Source organism: bacterium, assembly GCA_024742285.1.
GTDB lineage: Bacteria > Myxococcota_A > UBA9160 > UBA9160 > UBA4427 > UBA4427.
The window spans coordinates 21,667-40,126 of sequence record JANSYR010000002.1; the positions used below are offsets into that span (position 1 = coordinate 21,667).

At 70.3% G+C, this 18,460-nt stretch carries 20 protein-coding genes; 16 read left to right on the forward strand and 4 right to left on the reverse strand.

Annotated features, from left to right (window positions below; translation table 11 throughout):
* The 11 genes from fliG (at position 1) to rdgB (ending at position 10,405) form a co-directional block, all read left to right on the forward strand.
* On the forward strand, positions 1-1,020 hold the full coding sequence (fliG, locus tag NXI30_03875; protein MCR9093335.1) for a flagellar motor switch protein FliG: 1,020 nt from the start codon (positions 1-3) through the stop codon (positions 1,018-1,020).
* Positions 1,007-1,720, forward strand: a complete 714-nt coding sequence (locus NXI30_03880; protein MCR9093336.1) for a FliH/SctL family protein — start codon at positions 1,007-1,009, stop codon at positions 1,718-1,720. The genes fliG and NXI30_03880 overlap by 14 nt, the downstream gene beginning before the upstream one ends.
* Positions 1,717-3,120 (forward strand): FliI/YscN family ATPase, encoded by a 1,404-nt coding sequence (locus NXI30_03885; GenBank protein ID MCR9093337.1) that lies wholly within the window; start codon positions 1,717-1,719, stop codon positions 3,118-3,120. The genes NXI30_03880 and NXI30_03885 overlap by 4 nt, the downstream gene beginning before the upstream one ends.
* Positions 3,117-3,605: a flagellar export protein FliJ gene (gene fliJ, locus NXI30_03890; GenBank protein MCR9093338.1), complete on the forward strand. Its 489-nt coding sequence runs from the start codon at positions 3,117-3,119 to the stop codon at positions 3,603-3,605. Before NXI30_03885 ends, fliJ begins: the two co-directional genes overlap by 4 nt.
* Complete coding sequence (locus NXI30_03895) at positions 3,602-4,216, forward strand: hypothetical protein (GenBank protein MCR9093339.1); 615 nt, start codon at positions 3,602-3,604, stop codon at positions 4,214-4,216. Before fliJ ends, NXI30_03895 begins: the two co-directional genes overlap by 4 nt.
* Positions 4,217-4,266: 50 nt before the next feature.
* Positions 4,267-5,661 carry a flagellar hook-length control protein FliK gene (locus NXI30_03900; GenBank protein MCR9093340.1) on the forward strand — a complete coding sequence of 465 codons (1,395 nt, stop codon included), beginning with the start codon at positions 4,267-4,269 and terminating at the stop codon, positions 5,659-5,661.
* Positions 5,662-5,730: 69 nt separating this feature from the next.
* Positions 5,731-6,507, forward strand: a complete 777-nt coding sequence (locus NXI30_03905) for a hypothetical protein (protein ID MCR9093341.1) — start codon at positions 5,731-5,733, stop codon at positions 6,505-6,507.
* Positions 6,508-6,709: 202 nt separating this feature from the next.
* Positions 6,710-8,005 carry a flagellar hook protein FlgE gene (locus NXI30_03910; protein MCR9093342.1) on the forward strand — a complete coding sequence of 432 codons (1,296 nt, stop codon included), beginning with the start codon at positions 6,710-6,712 and terminating at the stop codon, positions 8,003-8,005.
* A gap of 196 nt (positions 8,006-8,201) precedes the next feature.
* On the forward strand, positions 8,202-8,963 hold the full coding sequence (locus NXI30_03915; GenBank protein MCR9093343.1) for an N-acetylmuramoyl-L-alanine amidase: 762 nt from the start codon (positions 8,202-8,204) through the stop codon (positions 8,961-8,963).
* 54 nt (positions 8,964-9,017) lie between these two features.
* Positions 9,018-9,779 (forward strand): ribonuclease PH, encoded by a 762-nt coding sequence (gene rph / locus NXI30_03920; GenBank protein ID MCR9093344.1) that lies wholly within the window; start codon positions 9,018-9,020, stop codon positions 9,777-9,779.
* Positions 9,776-10,405: an RdgB/HAM1 family non-canonical purine NTP pyrophosphatase gene (rdgB, locus tag NXI30_03925; GenBank protein ID MCR9093345.1), complete on the forward strand. Its 630-nt coding sequence runs from the start codon at positions 9,776-9,778 to the stop codon at positions 10,403-10,405. Before rph ends, rdgB begins: the two co-directional genes overlap by 4 nt.
* 17 nt (positions 10,406-10,422) lie before the next feature.
* On the opposite strand, the gene NXI30_03930 is transcribed toward rdgB, so the two are convergent.
* Positions 10,423-11,145: a PilZ domain-containing protein gene (locus NXI30_03930; GenBank protein MCR9093346.1), complete on the reverse strand. Its 723-nt coding sequence runs from the start codon at positions 11,143-11,145 to the stop codon at positions 10,423-10,425.
* Between the two features lie 94 nt (positions 11,146-11,239).
* Positions 11,240-11,539: a hypothetical protein gene (locus NXI30_03935; protein MCR9093347.1), complete on the reverse strand. Its 300-nt coding sequence runs from the start codon at positions 11,537-11,539 to the stop codon at positions 11,240-11,242.
* 255 nt (positions 11,540-11,794) lie between these two features.
* Between NXI30_03935 and NXI30_03940 the strand changes: the two genes are divergently transcribed.
* Genes NXI30_03940 through NXI30_03950 form a run of 3 tightly spaced genes read left to right on the forward strand, consistent with a single transcriptional unit; the run spans position 11,795 to position 13,773 of the window.
* Positions 11,795-12,532: a sigma-70 family RNA polymerase sigma factor gene (locus NXI30_03940; GenBank protein ID MCR9093348.1), complete on the forward strand. Its 738-nt coding sequence runs from the start codon at positions 11,795-11,797 to the stop codon at positions 12,530-12,532.
* Positions 12,529-13,179: a DUF1109 domain-containing protein gene (locus NXI30_03945; GenBank protein ID MCR9093349.1), complete on the forward strand. Its 651-nt coding sequence runs from the start codon at positions 12,529-12,531 to the stop codon at positions 13,177-13,179. Before NXI30_03940 ends, NXI30_03945 begins: the two co-directional genes overlap by 4 nt.
* Before the next feature lie 3 nt (positions 13,180-13,182).
* Complete coding sequence (locus tag NXI30_03950; protein MCR9093350.1) at positions 13,183-13,773, forward strand: histidine phosphatase family protein; 591 nt, start codon at positions 13,183-13,185, stop codon at positions 13,771-13,773.
* 141 nt (positions 13,774-13,914) lie between these two features.
* Here the strand turns inward: NXI30_03950 and NXI30_03955 are convergent, their stop codons facing one another.
* A complete protein-coding gene (locus NXI30_03955; protein ID MCR9093351.1) occupies positions 13,915-15,585 on the reverse strand; it encodes a carbon starvation protein A in 1,671 nt (556 codons plus the stop codon).
* 63 nt (positions 15,586-15,648) lie between these two features.
* Positions 15,649-16,173 (reverse strand): VanZ family protein, encoded by a 525-nt coding sequence (locus NXI30_03960; GenBank protein ID MCR9093352.1) that lies wholly within the window; start codon positions 16,171-16,173, stop codon positions 15,649-15,651.
* Positions 16,174-16,269: 96 nt separating this feature from the next.
* Between NXI30_03960 and NXI30_03965 the strand changes: the two genes are divergently transcribed.
* Together NXI30_03965 and NXI30_03970 are read left to right on the forward strand one after the other, a co-directional pair.
* A complete protein-coding gene (locus tag NXI30_03965; protein ID MCR9093353.1) occupies positions 16,270-17,277 on the forward strand; it encodes a D-alanine--D-alanine ligase in 1,008 nt (335 codons plus the stop codon).
* A gap of 32 nt (positions 17,278-17,309) precedes the next feature.
* Positions 17,310-18,455: a KamA family radical SAM protein gene (locus NXI30_03970; GenBank protein ID MCR9093354.1), complete on the forward strand. Its 1,146-nt coding sequence runs from the start codon at positions 17,310-17,312 to the stop codon at positions 18,453-18,455.
* Positions 18,456-18,460 lie beyond the last annotated feature (5 nt).

Sequence of the window (18,460 nt, forward strand, 5' to 3'; positions counted from 1 at the left end):
ATGGCCGGCAAGCATCTCCAGTACGAGCTCCTGACCGGGGTCGAGAAAGCCGCCATCCTTATGATGGCGCTCGCCCCCGGCCGCGTTCGCGACCTCATGCAGCGCCTCGAGGACGCCGAGGTGGAGCGCATCCTCGCCTCCGTCGCGCGTTTCGACACCGTGCCCTCGTCGACCCTCGAGAAGGTGCTCCTCGAGTTCCAGGAAGCGATCGGCAAGCACGAGATCTCGATCCAGGGCGGCCGTGAGCAGGCGATGGCCCTGATCTCCGGTTCGATCGACGACAGTCGCGCCAGCCGCTTGATGGAGAAGCTCGGCCGGGACGAGAAGCGGATCGACTGGACCCTGCGTGACTACACGCCGGAGTTCATCGCCGACCAGCTCTCGTCGGAGCATCCGCAGACGATCGCGCTGATCCTCGCGCAGCTCCCCGCCGAGCGCGGCGCCACGATCGTCGCGCACCTGACCGACGACGTGCGGCCGGAGGTCATGCTCCGGGTCGCGAACCTCGAGACGGTGTCGAGCAACGTCATCCACGAGCTCGAGGACGAGATCGCGACCATGTTCAGCCGAAGCGTCGGCGCGCCGACGCCGCTCGGCGGAACGGAGGTCGCGGCGAAGCTGCTGAACGGCGTCCCCAAGGCGGACGGCCAGTTGATCCTGGACAAGATGGACACCCGCGATCCGGAGATCGCGGCGGACATCCGCAAGCAGATGCTGACCTTCAACGACCTCGAGTCGATCGACAAGCGCGGCTTCCAGGCGCTGCTTCGCGAGATCCCGACCGAGGACCTCGTGATCGCGCTCAAGACCGCGAGCGACGAGATGAAGGAGAAGGTCTTCTCGAACGTGTCGTCCCGTGCGGCCGACCAGATCAAGGAAGAGTCGGATCTGCTCCCGCCGATGCGCCTCTCCGAGATCGAGCAGATCCAGCGTCAGGTCGTCGACGTGGCACGTCGTCTCGAGGAAGAGGGCGTCGTGTCGATCGATGCGGGCGGAGGCGGCGACGATGTTCTCGTTTAGGCCGGACTCGGAGGCCTCCGCGTTCGAGTTCATTCCGACGCCCCTCACGCGGACGAGCGAGAGGGTGATCCTGCCGGTCGAGCAGGAGCGACCGGCCGACGATCCGGTCGAGGACGCCGCCCGGGAGGTCGTGGCTCTGGTTCCGACGCCCGAGGAGATCGCTGTCCTCGAACAGGCGGCGTTCGATCGCGGGGTCGAGAGCGCCCGCGCGGAGCAGGACGCACTGGCTGCGACCTGTCGGAAGATGGATCGGGCGATCGCGGAGTGGCGCGCGGCCGTCTCGAGTCTGGTGACGACCCATCGTCGGGGCGTCCTCGATCTGACTCGGGCGTTGGTGGCCCAATGGGTCCAGGCCGAGCTGGTCACGGACCCGGAACTCTATGCGGCGTATCTCGACCGGGCGCTCGACGGGGTCGCGGACGACGACGCGATCCGGCTCCATCTCACGCCGACCGACCGGGCCCGTCTCGAAGCGGGCGCGCCCGAGGCGCTCGCGCGCTGGCAGGACGCGGGGGTGACCCTCACGACCGACGACGAACTCGGCGAGGCGAGCTTCCGGATCGACACGGCGACGGCAGGCATCGAGGGCGACCTCGCGACCCTGGCGGACCGCCTGCGTGAGACCCTCGCCCCGGCGATTTCGGCGCCCCCGCCCGGTGATGGCTCGGACGAAACCGAGGAAGGGGAGGGCGCCGGATGAGCGCGGCCTTCGATCCCGGATTCGACCGCGCGGTGCGGGGACTCGCGCAGACCTTCGTTCCGTTCGAGCGGACCGGGCGCGTACGGAGCGTCGTCGGCCTGCTGGTCGAGGTCGAGGGACTTCGCCCGCCGATCGGTGCCTTCTGTGACATCGCGTCCGAAGAGCATGCGGGCGCCTCTCTCCCCGCGGAAGTCGTCGGCTTCCGGGATGACGTGACCCTCTTGATGCCGCTCGGTCCGCTGCGCGGCCTGCGCGTCGGCGCGCCGGTTCGTGCGCGCGTCGTCGGCGACGCGGTGCCCTGCGGTCCGTCTGTCCTCGGACGCGTGGTGGATGGTCTCGCGCGGCCCATCGACGGCGGTCCGCCGCTCTCCCGCGAATGGACCACGCCTCTCGAGGCGGAGCCGGTCTCGACGGTCGATCGCGCCCGGATCGACGCGCCCCTCGACCTCGGCCTGCGCGCCCTCAACACATTCTCGACGGTCGGACAGGGGATGCGCCTCGGCATCTTCGCCGGCTCCGGTGTCGGCAAGTCGACGCTGCTCGGACAGCTGGCGAGCCAGGCGGACGTCGACGTGTCGGTGATCGCCCTGATCGGTGAGCGCCGGCGGGAGGTCCGTGAGTTCGTCGAGCGGGATCTCGGCGAGGCCCTCGGCCGCTCGGTCGTCGTGGTCTCGACGAGCGACGAGCCGGCACCCATGCGAACCCGCGCCGCGCGCACGGCGACGGCGATTGCCGAGGGCTTCCGCGACCGCGGCGCGCGCGTCCTGCTGATGATGGATTCGCTCACCCGCTTCTGTACGGCGCAGCGCGAGATCGGACTCGCGACCGGCGAGCCGCCGACGACGCGGGGCTTCACGCCGTCGGTCTGGAGTCAGCTCCCGAAGCTGGTCGAGCGGGCGGGCACGACGCGTGGCGTCGGAAGCATCACCGGTCTCTACACGGTCCTCGTCGAGGGCGACGACATGAACGAGCCGGTGGCGGACGCGGCGCGCTCGCTGCTCGACGGCCACATCGAGCTCTCTCGCAAGATCGCTCAGCGCGGACGCTTTCCCGCGGTCGACGTCCTGTCGAGCGTTTCCCGCGTCATGCCCGACGTGACCGACGAGCACCACCAGGCCCTGGCCCGACGAGCGCGCCAGCTGATGGCGACCTATCGCGACGCGGAGGATCTGATCTCGGTCGGTGCCTACCAGCAGGGGACCGATCCGGAGATCGACCGTGCCCGGGAAGTCTGGCCCGCCCTCCAGGCCTACCTGACCCAGCCTCGGGGCGAAGTCAGCTCGCTCGCCGAAGGGCTCGCGGCCCTCGAGCAGCTGCTTCCGCCGGAGCAGGCGCCGGCCGCGGCTCCCGTGATGGCGGCACCCGTCGCGGGTCCGCCGATGGCAGGAGGGGCATCATGAAGCGATTCGCCTTCCGGCTCGAGAGTGTGCTGCGCGTTCGTCAGTTCGAGTTCGACCGCACACGGAGCCAGCTCGCCCGCCTCGAGGAAGAGCGCACGCGCCGTGTGCAGGTCGTCCGTGCCGAGGCCGAGCGCCTGTCCAACGGGCGTGTGCTCCTCGAGGCCGAAGTCCAGCAGGGGGCGGACGGCGAGCGCATCGCCTTGCGCCACGACGCGGTCACAGCCGGGCGCTTCCGGCTCGCCAGCGCCGAGCGCGCGGTGGAGGAGATGCTCGAGCCGATTGCGGAGGTGCGCAAACGGCTGCAGCACGCCCGTGCCCGGGTGCGCAGCCTGGAGCGCCTCAAGGAGCGCGCCGCCGAGGAGCACCAACGCGAGGGTCTGGCCGCGGAGCAGGCCGAGCTCGAGGAGCTCGCCCTGTCGCGGATCGCGCTCGAGCGCGTGACGGCGGAGCGGCGCGAGCGCCTCCACGAGGAGGCGGGACGATGAGGTCGAGCTGGATGAAGTGGTTGGGCACGCTCCTGTTGGTGCTCGTCGTGGCTCCGTTCCCGGCGAACGGCCAGACGAGCGAGACGCCGAGCTCCGACGAAGAGACGGCGCGGAAGCCGATCGATCCCGATGCCTTGAAGGAGGGCGCGGCGTCGGTCGATCTCCTGAATGCGCCGGGCCTGTCGCGCGGCGTGGACGCGATCATCGAAGAGATCCGCAAGCGCGAGGTCGAGATCGCGCTGCGCGAGCAGCGGGTCGCCGAGCGGGAGCGCGCGGTCGTCGAGCTCGAAGGCATGATCGGGAAGCGCTCGACGGACCTTGACCGCGTGCGGCAGGAGATCGAGGACCGCATCGCGGAGTGGAGCAGTCAGGGGCGCGATCGCGTGACCCAGCTCGCGGACGTCTACGCCGCGATGCCACCCGAGAAGGCGGGCCGACTCCTCGACAAGCTCGAGCTCGATCTTGCGGTTTCCGTCGTCCGCAACATGAAGAAGAAGGCTTCCGCGGCCGTGCTCGCCGCCATGCGCGCCGATCGCGCGCTCCTGGTGAGCCGCCGGATGTTGAAACCCCTGGATCCGTCGACCGACGCGCCCGCGGCGCGGGGGCGCTAGCCCGGATCCGAACTCGCGCCGAGCGCGATCCTCTCGAAGGAGGTGACTCCATGAACGTCGATCTGATGAAGGCCCTGGACGCCCGAGGCGCGGAGACGCCTCGGTCCGACCCGCAGGCTGGGGAAGGCGAATTCCCCGAAGTCTTCGAGTCGACTCTGGAAGCGGCCTCGTCGAACGGCTCCGCCGGCAACGAGGATGGGGAGCGCGGCGAGTCCCCGAGCCCCGAGGCGGCCGAAGCGTCGACCGCCGGTGTGGACGCGAAGCAGCGCGACGAGGCCGAGACCGCTTCCGGCGACGAGGACGGTTCGAAGGCAGAAGCCGCCGCCGAGTCCGGTGCCGTCGGCGGGACTTCGACCGACGTCGCCGAGCGCGTGCGGGTCCAGGCCGACACGGAGCGCTGGACGGCCGAGCAGCTCGAGGGAACCGGCGACGAATCGGCCGCCGCGCGAGCCGCGGTCGAGGAAGGTCTCGAAGAGGGCGAAGCCCTCGACGAAGCGCAGGCCCGGGAAGTGATCGAGCAGCTCGAAGCGGAAGGACGCGTCGCCGCGGACGGTGACGAGGCGAGCGCCACGGCCGAGGCTGCGGTCACGGGTGCGGTCGCATCCGGGATCCCGCAGGCAGCCGGCCGGATCGCCGAGGGTCCCGTGGTGCCGTCGGAAGACGCGGGCGCAGTGGAGAACGCACGGGTCGAAGCCGAGGACGAAGCCGCGGCCGCGGCCTTCGCGGCGGAGGAACGCCCGGCGGACGCGGACCAGAACGCGCCGAGAGAGGACGCGCAGCGCGCCCCGGACGAGTCGGTCTTCGAACGGGCCGCCGAGGGCAGCGCGCAGTCGGGCGTCGATCCGAACCTGCGGCAGGCCGTGGCGAATGCCGAGGAAGCGCAGCGCGCGCCGGAAGTCGCTTCGGTCGACGGAGCGGCGGCGGTGGCGAGTCCCGTGGCGGGGCAGGTGACGGAGACGACCACGACGGCGACGCCGGGCTCACCCCAGCCGGCGGCGGCCTCCCAGGCGATCTCGGTCCAGACCGAGTGGCTCGCGACGCGGGGCGGTGGCACCGCGCGGATGGTGCTCCACCCGCCGGAGCTCGGCGAGATCGCGATCCGCGTCTCGCTTCGAGGCGGTGCGGTCGACGTCGTGATGGTCGCGCAGGAGGCGGCCGCGCGGGGCGTCGCCGAAGAACAGTCGGAGCGACTCGCGCAGGCCTTCGCCAACCGCGATCTGCGCCTCGAGAACTTCGAGGTCCGACGCGGCTCGGCCGACGATCTCCCGAACGGGGACTCCGGTCGCTTCGCCGAGTCGGGCGCCGAGCGCGACGGACGGCCGGATGACCCAGGCGGCGATCGCCAACGCGGGCCGGGTTCCGGAGCGGACACCGGGGAAGCCCCGATGGCCGTTCCGCGGATCCTGAGCCGCGCTCCGGAGACGGGCGTCGATCTGCGGATCTGACCCGCGCCACGACATGACTTCGCGCGGGCGACACGGCCTGCGCCATTCACGTAGAGAGAGGAACCCATCATGGACGCACTCGAGAGCTTCAGAATCGAAACGGCCCTCGCGGCCCAGGCCGAGAAGGCCGCCGCAGAGGACGATGTCGGTCAGAGCGATTTCCTGACGATGCTGGTGGCGCAGCTCGAGAACCAGGATCCGCTGAATCCCCAGGACTCGGCCGACTTCGCCGCCCAGCTGGCGCAGTTCTCCTCGGTCGAGCAGCTGATCGCGATGCGCACGGGCATCGACCAGCTGGTCGCTGCCTCGGCCGCGCCGGCCGACGCGGGGGCCGCGGTCGGGACGACGAACCTCGACCCGACGAACCTGGTCGGCAAGGACGTCACGGTCTTCGGGAGCCAGATCGAGGTCGACCCGGAACAGGGACGGGTCTCGATGGACTTCCGCACGATCGAAGACGTCAGGACCGGCACGGTCACCCTGCGCGACGCGAACGGGAACGTCGTCTACAGCGAGGCGCTCGTGAACCAGGTCGACGGCGAGGCGGCGCGGTCGCTCCGAGCGGGAGATTACGTCTACGAGCTCGATCCGGCTGCCCACAACATTGCGCCCGGGATCTACGCGATCGAGTTCACTGGAACGAACCCGGGCGGTGAGCCCGTGACGCTCCTGCCGACGGTTTCCGGTCGCGTGACCGGGGCGATCCTCGCCGGCACGCCCAGCATTCGCATGGGGGACCGCATCTTCTCCGTGGACGACGTCCTGGAGGTCAGTCTCTCGGGCGCCTCCACCGATCGTGAGATCGCCGGCTCCGTCGGTGTCGGTGCGCGGAGCGAAGGCGGGTGAGCTTCGCGCAGATCTTGTCGAACGTGATCGAAGAGGACGATGGAACGCTCCTCCGGGTCACGGTCGTGGAACGAATGATGGAGGCGAGGGAAGCGCCGCGCGGACGGTCCGCGCGACGCTTCGACGGCCTCCGACGACGATCAGGGAAGATCACGAGCTGGGCGCGCCGCCTTCTGGGCGCGCCTGATGGAAGGAACGGAACATGTCCTTGACCAATGCCCTCTTCAGCAGCGTCAGCGGCCTGGAGACGGCCTCGACGCAGATCTCCGTGATCGGCGACAACATCGCGAACGCGAGTACGCCGGGCTTCAAGGAGAAGCGGGCGGAGTTCTCGGCCGTCCTCGGTCAGAGCATCACCGCCGGTTCGGGCTTCGCCCAGATCGGCGCGGGCGTGCTGACCAACGACATCGGCACGATCTTCACCCAGGGCGTCTTCGAGACGACCCAGCGACCGACGGATCTCGGGATCAGCGGCCGCGGCTTCTTCGTCCTCGAGGGCAGCTTCGGTCGCTCGTACACGCGCTCGGGCATCTTCGGGTTCGATCGGGAGGGATTCCTGGTCGATCCCCTCGACAACCGTCTGCAGGGCTACGGGATCGACCCGGCCACCGGTCAGTCTAACGGCGTGCTCGGTGACATCCAGGTGAACCTGCCGCTCTCGCCGCCGCAGCAGACCTCCGAGATTGCGCTCGGCATGAACCTCGACGCATCCGAACCCCTGATTCCGGGGGGCTTCGATCCCACGGACGCGCAGGGCACCTCGAGTGCGCGGGAGGTCGTGACGGTCTACGACTCGCTCGGCACGGCGCGCCAGGCGACGATCTTCTTCACCAAGACGAGTGCGACCGACTGGGAGTACAACGTCACGCTCGCTGACGCGGACGCCAATCCGGCGACCCGCACCGGCAACGACTACGTCGTCCAGGCGACGGGCACGCTGACGTTCGACTCGAGCGGCACGCTGACGGCGGCGTCGACGACGAACTTCGACTTCGACTTCGAGACGACCAACGGCAACGCGCAGACGCAGAACGTCGACTTCAGCATGGGGCCGGTCGGGGCCGCGGGAACCGGCGCACCGACGACGCAGTACGACGAGAACACGGTGACGAACTTCGTGAGCCAGGACGGCTTCGCGCCGGGGACGCTCTCGGCCCTCGAGTTCGACGAGAACGGACGGCTGAACGGCGTCTTCACGAACGGTGTGACCCAGACGCTGGCGCAGATCGCGCTGGCGAACTTCGGCAACGTCGAAGGGCTCACGGAGATCGGCCGAAGCCAGGTGATCGAATCGGTGGATTCGGGCCCCGCGGTGCTCGCGCCGGCGAACTCGGGCAACCTGGGTTCGATTCGGAACAGCTCGCTCGAGAAGTCGAACGTCGACCTCGCCCAGCAGTTCGTCAATCTGATTGTTTCGCAGCGCGCCTTCCAGGCGAACACGCGAACGGTCTCGGTGGCGAACGAGCTGCTCGCGAACCTGGTCTCGCTCGGCCAGTAGTCGATCGCAGCCTCCGCCCTCGCGGCGGAATTCCGTGCACGCGCCCGCGTTCCTCCCCCGGGAGGGCGCGGGCGCTCGCCGTTTGGCCGCTGGGCGGTCCTGCGTGATATCCTCGGCGGCCGAGGGGGAACGCGTGGGAGTCCAGGCGAAGAGAGGCACGTGGCGTCGGGCCGCGGGATGGCTCGCGTGCGTGCTGTTGGCCGTCCTGCCGCTCGTGGCGGTCGAAGCCGGCGAGGAGCCCGACCGATTCGACGTCGTCGTGCTCGACGCGGGGCACGGGGGCCATGACGAGGGGGCCACCGGACCTTCGGGCCTGCGCGAGAAGGACCTCGTGCTCGACGTGACGCGTCGCTTGAAGAAGCGCCTCGAGCGGAGAGGGGTAAAGGTGATCCTGACCCGGCAGGAGGATCGCTTCCTCTCGCTCGAGGAGAGGACCGCCGTCGCGAACGACGCGCGTGCCGACCTCTTCGTATCGATCCACGCGAACGCGTCCAGGAGCCGCAAGCCGCGCGGGATCGAGACCTACTTCGCGTCCCTCGAAGCGACGGACGATGCGGCGCGGGCGACGGCCGAGCGGGAGAACAGCGCCTTCGGGGCCGCGGCCCCGGACCTCGGGCAGGCCGATCCGCTGGCGGCGATCCTCGGCGACCTGATCGCGACCCAGCACCTCCAGGAGTCGAGTGAGTTCGCGAAGCTGGCCCAGGGCGAGCTGGCGGAGATCGGTCACGCACGTTCCCGGGGCGTCAAGCAGGCGCCCTTCGTCGTGCTGATGGGGGTCCAGATGCCCGCCTCGCTCGTCGAGATCGGATTCGTCTCGAACCCGGCGGAAGAGAAGGGGCTGCGGCGGGCGAAACGACGCGACGAGATCGCCCGCGCGCTCTCGCGCGCGATCGGCGCCTTCGCCGCGCGTTACGATGAGCGTCGCGGCGTGCCGGCGAACCTCTCGCTGGCCCGCTAGCGCGTCGACACGGTCGTCGACGCGAACCTCGAACCGACGGGAAGACTCGGATCAATGCGGAACGATGGACGGAAGGCGGACGAGCTCCGACCGCTCTCCTTCGAAGTGGACTTCACGGAACATCCCCTGGGCTCGGTGCTGACCTCGATGGGGCGGACCCGGGTGCTCTGCACGGTGACCGAGGAGGCCTCGGTCCCGAAGTGGATGCGCGGTAGTGGGAAGGGCTGGCTCACGGCGGAGTACGCGATGCTCCCGAGCGCGACGGACACGCGAAACGATCGCGAGTCGACCCGCGGCAAGGTCTCGGGCCGGACGATGGAGATCCAGCGCCTGATCGGACGCAGCCTCCGGGCGGTGGTCGACCTCGACCATCTGGGAGAGCGCACGCTCTGGGTCGACTGCGACGTGCTGCAAGCGGACGGGGGGACGCGGACCGCGTCGATCTCCGGCGCGTTCGTCGCGGTCGCCCTCGGCCTCGCGCGGCTCGACCGCGCGCAGGCGTTCTCCGGCCCCGTGCTCCGCGATCAGGTGGCGGCGATCTCCGTCGGCGTCGTCGGGGGGGAGCCGATGCTCGACCTTCCCTACGTCGAAGACGCGAGCGCGGACGTCGACATGAACGTCGTGGCCACCGGCTCGGGTCGCTTCGTCGAAGTCCAGGGCACGGGCGAAGAGGCGACGTTCGAACGCGGCGAACTCGACGCGCTGCTCGACCTCGCGCTCGGGGGGATCGAAGAGATCGGCGCCGCCCAGCGGGCCGCCGTCGAGGGGGCCGGCTTCAAGCTCGAGCGTCTGCTCGCGACCGGCCGCAAGGCGTGACCGGCGAAGGCGCGGATCGGGGGGCGAACGCGAGGCGCGTCGTCGTCGCGAGCCAGAACCCCGGGAAGGCCCGGGAGATCGCGCGGATCCTGTCGGACTGGGAGGTCTCGAGCCTCGCGGACCATCCGCCGGTGGACTTCCCGGAAGAGGGCGGGGACTACACGGAGAACGCGCGGGTGAAGGCACGGACCGCCGCCCGGGTGATCGGTTTGCCGTGCGTCGCCGACGATTCGGGGCTGGAGGTCGATGCGCTCGACGGTCGACCCGGCGCCTATTCCGCGCGCTACGGCGGTCCCGGGCTCGACGACGAGGGACGCTGGCGAAAGCTGCTCGAAGAGCTCGACGGCGAGCCGTCGCCGCGGCGGGCACGCTTCTACTGCGTCGCGGCATGCGCCTGGCCGAACGGCGAGTCGGTCGTCGCGGAAGGCGAGTGCCGGGGCGAGATCCTGACCGCGGCGAAGGGCGACGGGGGCTTCGGATACGACCCGGTGTTCGCGCCGGAGGCGGGCGGGGGCCGTTCGATGGCGGAGCTGGGACGCGCCGAGAAGGACGCGATCTCCCACCGCGGGCGCGCCCTGGAAGCGCTCGCGCCGCAGATCACCGAGAAGGCCGGCGAACGCGACTGATCCCGGTCGAAAGCTGCTTAGATTTCGAGCGCTTCCGCCCGACGCTGGATGAATTGCTCGAGGCTGCCGAGGGCGGTCTCGGGGATCGGGTCGAAGCGCACGCCCATGCCGAGGGGCAGGTTCGGGCGCTGCAGATTGCCGGGCACGTTCGCGAAGACGACCTCGCCGGTCAGCTCGTAGGGCCGCTCTTCGAGCTCGAAGTGGAGTGTGAGTCGGGCACCGTCCATGGACGCGCGCGGCGTCTCGATGAAGCAGCCGCCCTCGGAGAGGCTGTAGAGGACGCCGTCCTTTTCGCGAGTCCCCACCCGCACGCGGACCGGCGCCGCCATCGGCACGCGGCGTGATCGGCGCGCGGAGCTCTGGGTGTCGCCGCTCAGCAGCCGATTCGCCTGGAATCGGAGCATCGCTTCGTCGTAGTCATCCCAGAGCGCGAGCAGCACGCCTGCGTCGCGAAGGGCCGCGGCCTGCTTGCCCTCCGGCGCCTTGCCGTACGCCATGGCCGGCATCACCGGCTCCCGACGGCGCATGCTCTTGAGTGCCTTGCGCAGGTCGCTGCCATTGGCATCGCTCGGGACCAGGATCGCCGCGATGGCGTATTCCTTGGCCTTCACCGTCGCGACCGCGTCCGCGAGGTCGGGGACGCGGATCGGCTCGACCCCCAGCCGGACGAGTCCGGCCGCGAGCGACTCGGTGCGCTCGGGGTCCGATTCGACCAGGAGGAGGAAATGGCTCGCGGGCATGGCCCTTGAATCGGGTGCCCACGCGCTGCGCTTGAGTCGCCGGCCGGGGCGGACCCGGTCGAGGGGGCGACGGGACCCGCGCTCCGGGGGCGGCTCAGCCCGCGAGGCGTTCCACGGTTCCGGACAGCCACTCCTCGGGGGTCGGATGCGTGGGGTCGAAGGCGAGGAGGCTTCGTTCGAGGCGGCGGCGGGATCGTGGGTCGAGGCGGACGCCTTCCTCACGGAGGAGCGCGTCGAGCGGTTCCGCGACGAAGGCGTGGAGCTGATCGCGGCTCAGGTCGTCGGGATCGCCCCCCGCCTCCCATACGAGGAGCCAGAGGCCGTAGCGCGATACGCGCTTGCCGACGGCGACGCTGATCTCGTTGTACATGTGGTCGAAGGTTCGACGCGACACGGTGACTCCTGGGGGGATCCCGCTCGCTCCGGGATCCGTGCTCTCCTGGTCGAGTGGAGGCGACCGTTCCGATATGTCACAGGAAACGCGCGCGCGCGCTCGCTTCCTCGTGCGGCGGGTGCGGTTGCGTTCGCACTGCACATCGGATGCGGCCGCGTCGCGCCCCGCTCGCGTCCGTTCTGCGCCGGCACCGTCCTGCGATACGATGCCATCGCGCGCGGATCCGGCTCCCGGCTCACGACGCAGGAGAGATCGTTGTCCGCAGACGAACGCCAGTCGGATTCGCCGGTGGACGAGCGTGCGGACGCGAGCGCGCCCACCACGGAGGCCCCGGCGTCCTCGACCGCGCCGTCGCGGACCGGGATCGACCCGGCGGTGGCGGCGCGCGAAGCGCAGCTCACCGAGTGGATGCAGGCGGCGCAGAAGGGCGACGCCGACGCCTACCGCAGGCTGCTGGGGGCGATCCAGCCGATGATCCGAGGGATCGTTCGGGCGAAGGTCCGCGACGAAGCCGCCGCCGAGGACGTGGTCCAGAACACGCTGCTCTCGATCCACCGGGGGCGGCGGACCTACCGGGCCGAGCGTCCCTTCGGTCCGTGGATGCGCGCGATCACGCGCAATACGATCATCGACCACTTCCGGGAGCGGAAGCGGAAGGGCGACCGCGAGGTGGAGCTCGTGGTGGAGGAATTCGCCGACGAGCACGAGGGCAGCGCCGAAGCGGATACGGCGCTCGCCCCGGAGCTCACGGCTGCGTTGGCGGCGCTCCCGGATTCGCAGCGCGAGGCGGTCACGCTGGTGCAGATCGAGGGCCTGTCGGTGGCGGAGGCCGCGCTTCGGGCGGGCGTGTCCGCGGGCGCGCTCAAGGTTCGCGCCCATCGCGGCTATCGCGCCCTTGCGAAGGCCCTCGAGGGCGCGCGCGTCGAGGGCGAATGGAAATCGGAGCGACCCCGGGCGGCGAGGGGCGAAGGCGGAAGCGGAGAATCGCGATGACGAGTGGAACCGAACGATTGATCGACGGACTGGTCGACGATCTCGAGCCGGTGACCCCGATGATTCGTGTTCGGCAGGCGTTCGCGGTCGTGATCTCGGTCTGGGCCGCGGTGCTCGGCGTCGTCCTCTGGTCTCAGCAGCACCCGGCGGGCGCGTCCTCGATCTTCTCGAACGGCGTCTACTTCACGAGCTTCGTGGGCCTCATGGTCGCTGCGCTCGCGTCCACGCTCTCCGCCCTGGCCGCGTCCCGCCCGGGCCGCGAGGGGGTCGAGCGGACCGGCCTGGGCCTGGCCGCGGGGGGACTGCTCGTCGCCAGTGCCGTCTGCCTGGTCGGGTTGATGGGGGACGGAGCGTTGCCGTCGCCGCCCGGGGCGGACGCGATGTGCCTTCAGAAGGGCGCCTGGCTCTCCCTCCTGCCGGCCGGCGTCGTGCTCAGCTTCCTCGTCCGTGGCTGGGCAGCGCATCCGGTTCGCGCGGCGCTCGTCGGACTCGTCGCCGCCGGAGCGCTCGGGGGCGTGATCGTCCACCTGAGCTGCGACTTTCTCGGCGCCGGTCACCTGTTGCGCGGACACATGGCGGTTCCGCTCGTTCTGGCCGTCCTCGGGACCTACCCCGCCGGAGCGCTCATCCGTCGACTGCGAGGCTGAGTGGTGTCGACGTCGATCCTCTTCGTCCGCCACGGCGAGACGACCTGGAACGTCGCGAAGCGGTGGCAGGGCCAGGCGGACACGCCGCTCACCGAGCAGGGCGAGGCGCAGGCGCTGCGCGTGGCGGCGCTGCTCGCCGCCGAGACGGATCGACCCTGGACGCGGCTGGTGTCGAGCGATCTCCAGCGCGCCCGTCGAACGGCGGAGGCGATCGGGAGCGCCCTCGGGCTCCGTGTCGAAGACGAGCCCCGATTCCGGGAGCGGGACGTGCGGGACTGGTCGGGGCTGACCCACCCCGAGGTCGAGGCGCGCGATCCCGAGGCCTACCGCCGGTTCCGGAGCGGAGACCCGACGATTCGGATGGGGGGCGGCGAGTCCACCCTCGATCTCCGTGCGCGGGCCCTCGCGGCGATTCGTGAGCTCCACGCCGCTGCGGACGGCCATGTGATCGTCGTGACCCACCTCGGTCTGATCCGGAGCCTCTTCCCCGGCGCGGAGGTCGCGAATACAGGGCGCCTCGCGCTCGACGCGGCGACGCTGCTCGCCTCGCCGCCGCCCACGCGGCGCGAAGACGACTCGGCGCCGGTGCTCTAGAAGCGGTCCGCGACCCAGCGTCCAGGCGCCGGTGCTCTAGAAGCGGTCCGCGACCCAGCGTCCAGGCGCCGGTGCTCTAGAAGCGGTCCGCGGCCCGGCGTCCAGGCGCCGGTGCTCTAGAAGCGGTCCGCGGCCCGGCGTCTAGCCGTCGGTTTCGGGCTGCGCGTCGCGGAGGACCCGGAAGCCCTCGAGCAGGATCCAGACGTCGAGCGCGAGGATCAGCGTGCCCGAGAGCGAGAGCAGCCAGAGCGTCTCGAAGTTCGCGTAGTAGTCGAGCAGATTGCCGATCATGGCCCAGGCGGTGACGGCGGCGACCGCGACCATCGGCACCAGCGTATAGGCGTAGGGGCGGCCCTGGCGCTTCAGCCAGACCGACACGACCAGCAGCGTCACGCCCGCGACGAGCTGATTCGTCGTTCCGAAGAGCGGCCAGAGCGCGAGGCCCCCCTGGCCACCGCCCTGGGTGATGGCGAGCAGCAGCGCGGCGCCGATCCCGAGCGCCCCGGCCACGAAGCGGTTCGACATCGGCTTCACGCCGTAGGCTTCACCGAGCTCGGCCAGGACCAGGCGCTGGATGCGTGCTCCCGTGTCGAGGGAGGTCGCCGCGAACGCGATCACCATCACGGCCATGAAGGTTCGCGCCGTCTCGAAGGGAATGCCGAGCGCCGCAACGAAGCGCGCACCGCCGCTCACGAAGGCGTCGAGCTTGGCGGCCATGCCGTTGGCCGCGCCCCAGCTCTCGTAGTGGGCCCACCAGTCGGCCGCGGACTCGAAGCCCGCCGTCGCGGCGAGCACGGCCATCAGCCCGAGAAAACCCTCGGCGAGCATCCCGCCGTAGCCGATCGGGCGCGCGTCGGTCATGCGCGAGAGCTGCTTCGAAGTCGTGCCCGAGGAGACCAGGCCGTGGAAGCCCGAGATGGCGCCGCAGGCGATCGTCACGAAGAGGAAGGGAATGAGCGACGGCGCTCCTTCCGGCGAGGCATTGAGCGCGGGGGCGACGACGCCCGGCCGTAGGACGATCAGGCCCGCGGAGAGGAGGGCGAGGCCGGTCACGAGCTGGTGCGAGTTGATGTAGTCGCGCGGCTGCAGGAGGAGCCAGACGGGCATCACGCTGGCGACGAACGAATAGAGGAGCAGCAGGACCACCCAGTGGGTGATCGTGAGCTCGGTGATCGCCGGGAAGGCCTCGACGAAGGCCTGGCCCTGGAAGATCGCGAAGAGCAGCAGCGCATAACAAACGAGCGAAGGCACGAACATCGGGAGCCCGCGCTTGTACACGAGCCAGCCGAGGGTCATCGCCACGAGGATCTGGACGTTGATCGGGAAGATCGAGCTCGGGGTCGAGACGAAGAGCGTCGCGATGATGTAGGCGAAGACGGCGAGCACGACCCAGGTCAGCAGCGAGATGATGACGAGAAAGAGCGTGCGCACCCGCGCTCCGACCACCGCGCCGGCGACGTCGCCGATCGAACGACCGCGGTGGCGGGCGCTGATCACGAGGGCGGAGAAGTCGTGGGCCGCGCCCATGAAGACGGTCCCGAGGCACACCCAGACCAGCGCCGGGACCCAGCCCCAGATGACCGCGATCGAAGGGCCGACGATCGGGGCGGCGCCGGCGATCGAGGCGAAGTGGTGGCCCCACAGCACGTGCCGCTTGGTCGGAACGTAGTCGACGCCGTCTTCGAGCTCGCGGCTCGGGACCGGCTCGTCCTCGCGCAGCTGGTAGAGGGAGTTCGCGAGGAAGCCCGAGTAGAACCGGTAGCCGAGCGCGAAGACCACGAAGACGAGGGCGGCGAGCGTTGCGGCGTTCAATCGAGGGACTCCGGGTGACGGTCGTCGGGGGCCGCCAAACGTATCCGGGCCGCGGGAGCGCCGCTAGGCGCGGGTGCCGACCGAGGGGCTGTCTTCCGGCGCGCGCAGCCGGCGCGAGATCAGCAGCAGCGCGCCGATCGCGACGGCGCCCCCGGTCACGTCGATCAGGATGTCGTTCGGACTCCCGGTTCGCGCGGTCGAGAAGGCCTGGCGGGCCTCGTCCGCGGTGGCGACGAGGGCGACCAGGAAGAGGGCGGTCCAGGCGGCGGTCGCGACCCGGTTGCGGGGCGCCGAGATCAGGGCGGCACGGAAGGTGAGCAGCGCGAGAACGCCGTACTCGACGAAGTGGGCCGACTTTCGGACGGCCAGGTAGATCCGCCATTTCGTTGGGCCTTCGAGCTCGCCGAAGAAGAACTCGAGCAGCGGCGAGAGCGTTCGGCTCGTCTCCTGGAGCGACCAGTCGTCTCCGCCCAGGGACCAGATCACGCCGGCCCAGACGGCGACGAGGGTCCAGGCGAGGGCAATGCGTCGTCGTCGCGACGGGGTCGCGGGATCCGGTTCGCCCGGCTGGGAGTCGGTCGCGGCCAAGGTGCCCTTCCTCATCGCGCCGAAGCGCACGCGCGGAACAGGATAGCCCGCTTCGTCGAAACGACTCGCGGCGTCCGACCTCGGTATCGTATCGGCATGTCCATCCTGAACGTGGGTCTCGTCTTCGAGACCTTCGACACCTATCCCCGCGAATCCGCGGATCCCGTCGACGCCCACGTGGAATTCGAGCCCGAATCGACGATCGAAGCCCTCGAGTCGGCGATCGCGTTCCTCGGGCACCGTCCGCGTCGCCTCGGTTCGCCGAGGGCGCTCCTGGAGGCCGCGGCGAAGGGAGGGCTCGCGGGGGTCGACGTCGCGTTCAACCTGGCCGAGGGGTTCGGCGGGCGGAACCGCGAGGCGTGGGCACCGGTCGTGCTCGAGATGGCGGGGATCCCGACGATCGGATCCGATGCGCTCTCCCTGTCCCTCTCCCTCGACAAGGCCTGGGCCAATCGCCACGTCGCGGCGGCCGGAGTTCCGATCGCGCCCCAGCGGACCCTTGCGAGCGGACGCGAGGCAAAAGAAGCCGAGCTGCCGGCCGGGTTCCCACTCTTCGTGAAGCCGCGCTGGGAAGGGACGGCGAAGGGGATCCGCGCGAGCTCGCGGGTCGAAGACCGGGAGGCGCTGGTGGCCGAGGTGGACCGCGTGACCACGACCTACCAGCAGCCGGCGCTCGTCGAGGCGTTCGTGCCCGGGGCCGAGTACACGGTCACGCTGATCGGGAACGACCCGCCCGAGGCGCTGCCCGTCGTGCAGCGGGCGCTCGAGCGCGAAACCGGGATCGGATTGCATGCCCTCGAAGGCCCCGCGTCGGGCGGAGCGGCGCTCGATCACGTGACTCCGGGCGCCCTCGAACCGACGCTCGAGGCGGAGCTCTCGCGGCTCGCGGTCCTGGCCTTCGATGCGCTCGACTGTCGGGACTTCGCACGGGCGGATTTCCGGCTCGACCGCGACGGAGGGCCGGTCTTCCTCGAGATCAACCCGCTTCCGACCTTTGCGACGGACGGGACCTTCGCCATCCTCGCGGAGCTCGAGGGGGTCTCCCTCGACGAGATGCTCGGCCGCTGCGTCCGAGCGGGGCTGCGACGTCTCGATCTGGAGTAGGGCGCAGTGGCGAGGACGAAGGAGAAGCGGGCGTGAGTGCGGCGACGACACAGAACGAGGCACGCCCGATCGCGGTCTGGCCGCCCGAGCCGTCGGTTCCGCCGAAGGGCGTCGATCCGTCGGATTGGTCCGATTGGGGCTGGCAGATGCGCAATCGCATCCGTGACGCCGAGGGCCTCCGCGCCTACATCGACCCGACGCCGGAAGAGGAGGCCGCGATCGTCGATCTGGCGAGCCGCTTCCGATTCGTGATCACGCCGTACTTCGCGTCCCTGATGGACCCGAAGGATCCGGCCTGTCCCGTTCGCAAGCAGGTCGTCCCGCGGCCCGCCGAGCTCGGCGACGCCGCTGGTCGCGAAGATCCGCTCGACGAGGTCGCGCACTCGCCGGTCAAGAACGTCGTCCGGGTCTATCGCGACCGGATCGCCTTCTGCGTCAACAACGAGTGCGCGCTCTACTGCCGCTACTGCCTGCGCAAGCGGATGGTCGGCGACGCCGAGTGGACGATGCAGAAGAAGGAGCTCGAGCTCGCCCTCGACTGGATCGCGGCGACGCCGGAGATCCGGGACGTGCTGCTGACCGGCGGAGATCCCCTCGTCTTCTCCGACGCACGGCTCGAGTGGCTGCTCACCCGGCTGCGGGCCATCCCGCACGTGGAACTGATCCGCCTCGGAACGCGTCTGCCCGTCACGCTGCCTTTCCGCGTGACGGACGATCTCTGCGCGATGCTCGAACGCTTCCACCCGCTCTGGGTGAACACCCACTTCAATCACCCGAAGGAGCTGACCGCCGACGCGGCGGCGGCCTGCGATCGCCTGCTGCGCGCGGGGATCCCGGTCGGCAACCAGAGCGTCCTGCTCCGGGGGGTGAACGACGACCACGACACGATGAAGGCGCTCTGTGAGACGCTCGTGCGGATGCGCGTCCGCCCCTACTACGTCTATCAGGCGCAGCTCCTCGAAGGGACCGAGCACTTCCGGGTGCCGATCGAGGACGGGATCGAGATCTTCAAGCAGATGCGGGGTCGGACGAGTGGCTTCGCGATCCCCCAGTTCGTGCTCGATACCCCCCATGGCAAGGTTCCCCTCGATCATCCCTTCGCACGCGGAAGGGACGGGGACGACTTCGTGGTGGAGGCCTTCGATGGCACGCTCTGGCGCGAGCCGAATCCGCGTTAGGGGAC

Bases quoted from the DNA above. Each gene is read 5' to 3' on its own strand.
- fliG (MCR9093335.1), top strand. From the start codon at position 1: ATGGCCGGCAAGCATCTCCAGTACGAGCTCCTGACCGGGGTCGAGAAA.
- NXI30_03880 (MCR9093336.1), top strand. From the start codon at position 1,007: ATGTTCTCGTTTAGGCCGGACTCGGAGGCCTCCGCGTTCGAGTTCATT.
- NXI30_03885 (MCR9093337.1), top strand. From the start codon at position 1,717: ATGAGCGCGGCCTTCGATCCCGGATTCGACCGCGCGGTGCGGGGACTC.
- fliJ (MCR9093338.1), top strand. From the start codon at position 3,117: ATGAAGCGATTCGCCTTCCGGCTCGAGAGTGTGCTGCGCGTTCGTCAG.
- NXI30_03895 (MCR9093339.1), top strand. From the start codon at position 3,602: ATGAGGTCGAGCTGGATGAAGTGGTTGGGCACGCTCCTGTTGGTGCTC.
- NXI30_03900 (MCR9093340.1), top strand. From the start codon at position 4,267: ATGAACGTCGATCTGATGAAGGCCCTGGACGCCCGAGGCGCGGAGACG.
- NXI30_03905 (MCR9093341.1), top strand. From the start codon at position 5,731: ATGGACGCACTCGAGAGCTTCAGAATCGAAACGGCCCTCGCGGCCCAG.
- NXI30_03910 (MCR9093342.1), top strand. From the start codon at position 6,710: ATGTCCTTGACCAATGCCCTCTTCAGCAGCGTCAGCGGCCTGGAGACG.
- rph (MCR9093344.1), top strand. From the start codon at position 9,018: ATGCGGAACGATGGACGGAAGGCGGACGAGCTCCGACCGCTCTCCTTC.
- NXI30_03930 (MCR9093346.1), bottom strand. From the start codon at position 11,145: ATGCCCGCGAGCCATTTCCTCCTCCTGGTCGAATCGGACCCCGAGCGC.
- NXI30_03945 (MCR9093349.1), top strand. From the start codon at position 12,529: ATGACGAGTGGAACCGAACGATTGATCGACGGACTGGTCGACGATCTC.
- NXI30_03965 (MCR9093353.1), top strand. From the start codon at position 16,270: ATGTCCATCCTGAACGTGGGTCTCGTCTTCGAGACCTTCGACACCTAT.